This window comes from Promicromonospora kroppenstedtii DSM 19349 (assembly GCF_000515355.1).
GTDB lineage: Bacteria > Actinomycetota > Actinomycetes > Actinomycetales > Cellulomonadaceae > Promicromonospora > Promicromonospora kroppenstedtii.
The window spans coordinates 103,581-109,044 of the sequence record NZ_KI911710.1 but is presented as its reverse complement, the minus strand read 5'-3'; the positions used below and the strand labels follow the sequence as shown (position 1 = coordinate 109,044).

The following is a 5,464-nucleotide window of genomic DNA, read 5'->3' as shown; positions in this document are numbered from 1 at the left end:
CACGGCGGCGGCCAGCGCGGCCGCGACGACGGCGGGCAGGTGCAGCTCGTCACCGCTCACGCACGCGCCCGCGCGAGTGGGCTCCGCCTGGTGCACGGTCTCGACGCCGTACGCGCCGAGCTGCGCCAGCACCTCGACGGTCGGCGCCTCCAGGGCGACTGCCTCGACCCGGCCCAGGCCGCGGGCGATGGTGAGCAGCTCCAGCGTGCTGGTGCGGACCTCGGTCGCGGGGTCCAGCAGGACCAGGACGGTGCGGTTGGTCATGACATGCCTCTCAGGCTGGTCGGTCCAGGCTCGGTAGGGCCTGGTCTCACACCAGGTCGTTGCGGATCAGGAAGTCGGCCAGTGCCACGCCGCCCTCGCCCTTGTCGGTGACGAGCTCCACCTCGGGGCGCGCCGGGCGAGGCGCCGCCGACAGCGTCTCGGTACGGGCACCGGCCGTGCCCGCGACGGCGGGGTCGAGCCCGAGGTCGGCCGGCGACCAGACCTCGATCTCCTTGCTGCGCGCCGCCATGATGAGCTTGAACCCGGGGAACCGCGGCTGGTTGGCCCCGTCCGTCACGGACAGGACGGCCGGCAGCGACGCGGTCAGGGACTCGGTGACGTCGTCGATCTCGCGCGTGATCGTCAGCGCGCCGTCTGCCAGCTCGACCTTCTTGGCGAGGTTCAGCGTGGGCAGGCCGAGCTCGGCGCCGAGCAGCGTCGGGACCACGGAGCCCAGGCCGTCCAGGGCGGCCATGCCGGTCACCACGAGGTCGACGGGCGCCTGCTCGCCCAGCTTGCGGACGGCGGCGGCGAGCACCGCGGCGGTGCCGAAGTAGTCGGAGCCGGCCAGGGCGTCGTCGGACACGCGGATGCCGCGGTCCACGCCGAGCTGGAACGCCTTGCGCAGCGCGACGTCGCCGTCGGGACCGGCCATGGTGACCGCGACCACCTCGCCCTCGCCGGGCCCGAGGCGGCCGGCCTCCCGCTCGGCCTCGACCAGCCGCAGGGCGGCCTCGATCGCGTTCTCGTCGAGCTCGTTGAGGGTGCCCTCCCCGGCGGTGCGCACCACTCGGCCCTCGGAGAAACCACGCTCCGTGTTGATGTCCGGGACGTACTTGGCGGTGACCACGATGCGCATGGGGTAACCGTACGACGTCCGGCGGCGTGGGACGGATCCGGTCCAGGAGCGGGCCTGAGACGATGGGGTATATGTCGCAGTCACGTCGAGCAGAACCGCAGCGAGCGCCGGGTGACCCGGTGCCGCGTCCGGTCGTCCGGCCGCTCATCCGGCCGTCCGCCCGCCGCAGCCACGTGCCGCCGCTCGGCGTGTACGTCACGCCCGACGGCGGCATCGACGCGGCGGTCCTCGCGTCGCACGCGACCGCCGTGGACCTGTGCCTGATCGACGTCACCGACCCGGCCCTGGACGAGCACGACCCGGCCCGGTACCGCGAGCGCCGGTTCGAGATGGTGGGTCCGGTGTACGGCGTCTGGCACACGCACGTGCCGGATGTCGCTCCTGGTCAGCGCTATGGCTTCCGGGTGTACGGGCCGTGGGAGCCGCGCGCGGGGATGCGGCACAACCCGGCCAAGCTGCTGGCGGACCCCTACGCCCGCGGGTTCGCGGGGCGGCTGCGGTACGGGCCCGAGGTAGTCGGGTCGGTGAGCACGGAGCGCGAGGACGGCTGGTGGCTGGGCGACCCGTACGGCGCCCCGGACGAGACCGACTCGCTGGCGTACGTGCCGCACTCGGTCGTCGTCGGGCAGCTGCCGCCGCCCCCTCCCCTGACCCGGCCGCGTGTGCCGTGGGCCGAGACGGTGGTCTACGAGGCCCACGTGCGCGGGCTGACGATGCTGCGCGAGGACATCCCCGAGGAGCTGCGGGGCACGTACGCGGGGATGGCGCACCCGGCCGTCGTCGAGCACCTGAAGAGCCTCGGGGTGACGACGCTGGAGCTGCTGCCGATCCACAAGAGCGTGGCCGAGCCACGGCTGGCGGCGCACGGGCTGACGAACTACTGGGGCTACAGCACGCTCGGGTTCTTCGCACCCAACGCGGCGTACGCGACCCGGGCCGCGCAGGAGCAGGGTGCGGAGGCGGTGCTGGACGAGGTGCGGGGCATGGTCCACCTGCTGCACGAGGCGGGTATCGAGGTGCTGCTCGACGTGGTCTACAACCACACGTGCGAGGGCGGCGACGACAGCCTGCACCTGGCCTGGCGCGGCCTGGACAACCCGGTGTACTACCTGCACGACGGCGCCTCGCCGGCGGCTCTCGCGGACGTCACGGGCACGGGCAACTCGCTCGACTTCCGGCGTCCGCGGGTGATCCAGCTCGCGCTGGACTCGCTGCGGTACTGGGCACAGACCGTGGGCGTGGACGGGTACCGGTTCGACCTGGCGGTGACGCTGGGCCGGGGCAACGTGGGGTTCGACCCGGACCACCCGTTCCTGGTGGCGCTGCAGACGGACCCGGTGCTGTCAGGGCTCAAGCTGATCATGGAGCCGTGGGACGTGGGGCCGGGCGGCTGGCAGACGGGCTCGTTCCCGCCGCCGATGGCGGAGTGGAACGACCGGTTCCGCGACGCGGCGCGGGGGTTCTGGCTGGACGCGCCCAAGCAGGGCGTGCGCGGGCAGGAGATGCGCGGGCTGCGCGACCTGGCGACGCGCCTGGCCGGGAGCGCCGACCTGTTCGGGCCGGGCGACCCGCCGCTGGTGCGCGGCCCGGTCGCGTCGGTCAACTACGTGACGGCGCACGACGGCTTCACGCTGGCCGACCTGGTGGCCTACGACCACAAGCACAACGAGGCGAACGGCGAGGACAACCGCGACGGCTCGGACAACAACCTGTCGTGGAACCACGGCATCGAGGGCCACACGTCGTCGGGCGACGACGCGACCACGGACCCGTGGCAGGCGATCGTGCCGCCACGCCGCAAGTCGCAGCGCAACCTGCTGGCCACGCTGCTCCTGGCGGCGGGCACGCCCATGCTGACGGCGGGCGACGAGCTGGGCCGCAGCCAGGGCGGCAACAACAACGCCTACGTGCAGGACAACGAGACGTCCTGGATCCGGTGGGCCCTGGACGACGCCGCCACGGACCTCCTGGAGACCACGCGCTACCTGCTGGCGCTGCGCCGCGAGCACCCGGCGCTGCGCGCGGACTCGTTCTACCTGGGCTCGCCCCGACCGTACGAGACCGACCCGGACCTGCTCTGGTACTCCGAGACGGGTGCGCCCATGGAGGTGGACACCTGGAACCAGCCCGGGCGGCGCGTGCTGCAGATGCTGCGACCGGGCCCGGCGGCGGGCGACGCCGACGTGCTGCTGGTCATCAACGGCGGGCTGGACGGCGTCGAGATGACGCTGCCGCCGCGCGACGGCGCTGCGCCCTGGGAGCTGGTCTGGGACTCCGCGTGGGACGCCCCGGAGGTGCCCGACGACGAGCGGGGCCCCCGCACGTCGGTCACGCTGGACGCCCTGAACATCAACGTGCTGCTGTCGCGGGGCGACCGTCCTGGCTAGAGTGCCCACATGACTGACTCCGTCCACAACAAAGACGTTGCCACCACGGGGAACACCGACGTCATCGTCATCGGGGCAGGCCTGTCGGGCCTGGTGACGGCGACCGAGCTGACCGCAGCGGGCAAGCGCGTCATCCTGCTCGACCAGGAGCCGGCCGCCTCGCTGGGCGGGCAGGCCTGGTGGTCGTTCGGCGGGCTGTTCCTGGTGGACTCGCCGGAGCAGCGCCGGCTCAAGGTGCGCGACTCGGCCGAGCTCGCGTTCTCCGACTGGCTGGGTTCGGCGCGGTTCGACCCCGGCGCCGAGCGCGGCGAGGGCCCGGACCGGTTCGGGTACCGGTGGGCCAAGGGGTTCGTCGAGTTCGCCGCGGGCGACCTGCGGCCCTGGCTGCACGCCAAGGGCGTGCGGTGGTTCCCGCTGGTGCAGTGGGCGGAGCGCGGCGGCTACCCCGCCGGCGGGCACGGCAACTCCGTGCCGCGCTTCCACGTCACGTGGGGCACCGGCCCCGCGATCGTCGAGCCGTTCGTCGCCGCGGCGCACGAGGCCAACCGGGCCGGCCTGCTCGACCTGCGGTTCCGGCACCGGGTGACCTCCCTGGTGGTCACCGACGGCCGGGTCACCGGCGTGCGCGCCGAGGTCCTGGCCGACGACGACGCCGGGCGCGGCGAGCCGTCCAGCCGCACCGTGACGGGCGAGGTCGAGCTGTCCGCCCAGGCCGTCGTGATCGCCAGCGGCGGCATCGGCGCCAACCACGACCTGGCGCGGGCCCGTTGGTCCGCGGAGGCCGGGCACCTGCCCGGGCGCATGCTGTCCGGCGTGCCGGACTCCACGGACGGGCTCATGCTGGGTGTCGCCGCCGAGTCCGGCGCCGCCCTGGTGCACGAGGACCGCATGTGGCACTACCCGGAGGGCATCGCGAACCACTCCCCGGTCTGGACCCGGCACGGCATCCGCATCCTGCCCGGGCCGTCCTCGCTGTGGCTCGACGCCGACGGCAACCGGCTGCCCGGCCCGCTGTTTCCCGGGTTCGACGCCCTGGGCGCGCTCCAGCACGTGACCACCCGCGGCGACGACCACTCCTGGTTCGTGCTGAACAAGACGATCATGGAGAAGGAGTTCGCGCTGTCGGGCTCCGAGCAGAACCCCGACCTGACCGGCAAGTCGGTGCCGCTGCTCCTGGAGCGGGTGCGGGGCCGGTCGGTGCCGGTGCGCACCTTCGCCGAGCAGTCGGAGGAGTTCCTGTGGGCCGACACCCCCGCCGAGCTCGCCGCCAGGATGAACGCGCTGACCGAGGCCACGGACGGGTCGAGCGGGCACGTGGACGCCGACGCGCTGGCCGCCCTGATCGCGGCCCGGGACGCCCAGGTCGCGACGGGCCTGGGCAAGGACCCGCAGGTCGTGGCGACGGCGGCCGCGCGGCACTTCGTCGTGGACAAGACCATCCGCGTCTCGCCGCCGCGGGCGCTGACCGCCCCGCAGGACGGGCCGCTGCTGGCCGTGCGCCTGTCGGTGCTGACCCGCAAGACGTTGGGCGGCCTGTGGTGCGACGAGACCGGCCGCGCCCTGACACCCGACGGCGAGGTGCTGGAGGGCCTGTGGGCCGTCGGCGAGGCCGCAGGGTTCGGGGGCGGCGGCTCGCACGGGCACCGCGCGCTGGAGGGCACCTTCCTGGGCGGCTGCCTCTTCACCGGGCGGACGACGGGCCGTGCGCTGGCGGCGGCGCTGTAGTCCTGGCGCCGATCGGCAGAGTGGTCGGCAGCACGTCAGGTGATCGGCTCCTCCGGCTGCCGACCACCTGGCATTCTGTCGACCACCCGAATCCGCGCTCGGGCTAGCGGAGGAGCGCTTGGCCCTGGTCCAGGGCCACCAGCACCGCGCCCTGCGAGCACGCCGCGACGAGCGCGGCCGGCCAGTCGCCCGTGAGCGGGACCGCCTCGACGTCCGCGGCGCCCGCGGC

The 5,464-nt window shown here is 74.0% G+C and carries 3 protein-coding genes and 1 pseudogene; 2 read left to right on the top strand and 2 right to left on the bottom strand.

What is annotated here, in order from left to right; translation table 11 throughout:
• Positions 1 to 264, bottom strand: a pseudogene (locus PROKR_RS35565) (electron transfer flavoprotein subunit alpha/FixB family protein); the annotation flags it as partial.
• Positions 265 to 310: 46 nt separating this feature from the next.
• On the bottom strand, positions 311 to 1,123 hold the full coding sequence (locus PROKR_RS19890; RefSeq protein ID WP_036966172.1) for an electron transfer flavoprotein subunit beta/FixA family protein: 813 nt from the start codon (positions 1,121 to 1,123) through the stop codon (positions 311 to 313).
• Positions 1,124 to 1,194: 71 nt separating this feature from the next.
• On the opposite strand from PROKR_RS19890, the gene glgX reads away from it, so the two are divergent.
• Positions 1,195 to 3,510, top strand: a complete 2,316-nt coding sequence (gene glgX, locus PROKR_RS19885) for a glycogen debranching protein GlgX (protein ID WP_245605896.1) — start codon at positions 1,195 to 1,197, stop codon at positions 3,508 to 3,510.
• Between the two features lie 9 nt (positions 3,511 to 3,519).
• Positions 3,520 to 5,235 carry an FAD-binding dehydrogenase gene (locus PROKR_RS19880; RefSeq protein WP_051433167.1) on the top strand — a complete coding sequence of 572 codons (1,716 nt, stop codon included), beginning with the start codon at positions 3,520 to 3,522 and terminating at the stop codon, positions 5,233 to 5,235.
• The last annotated feature ends 229 nt before the right edge of the window (positions 5,236 to 5,464 follow it).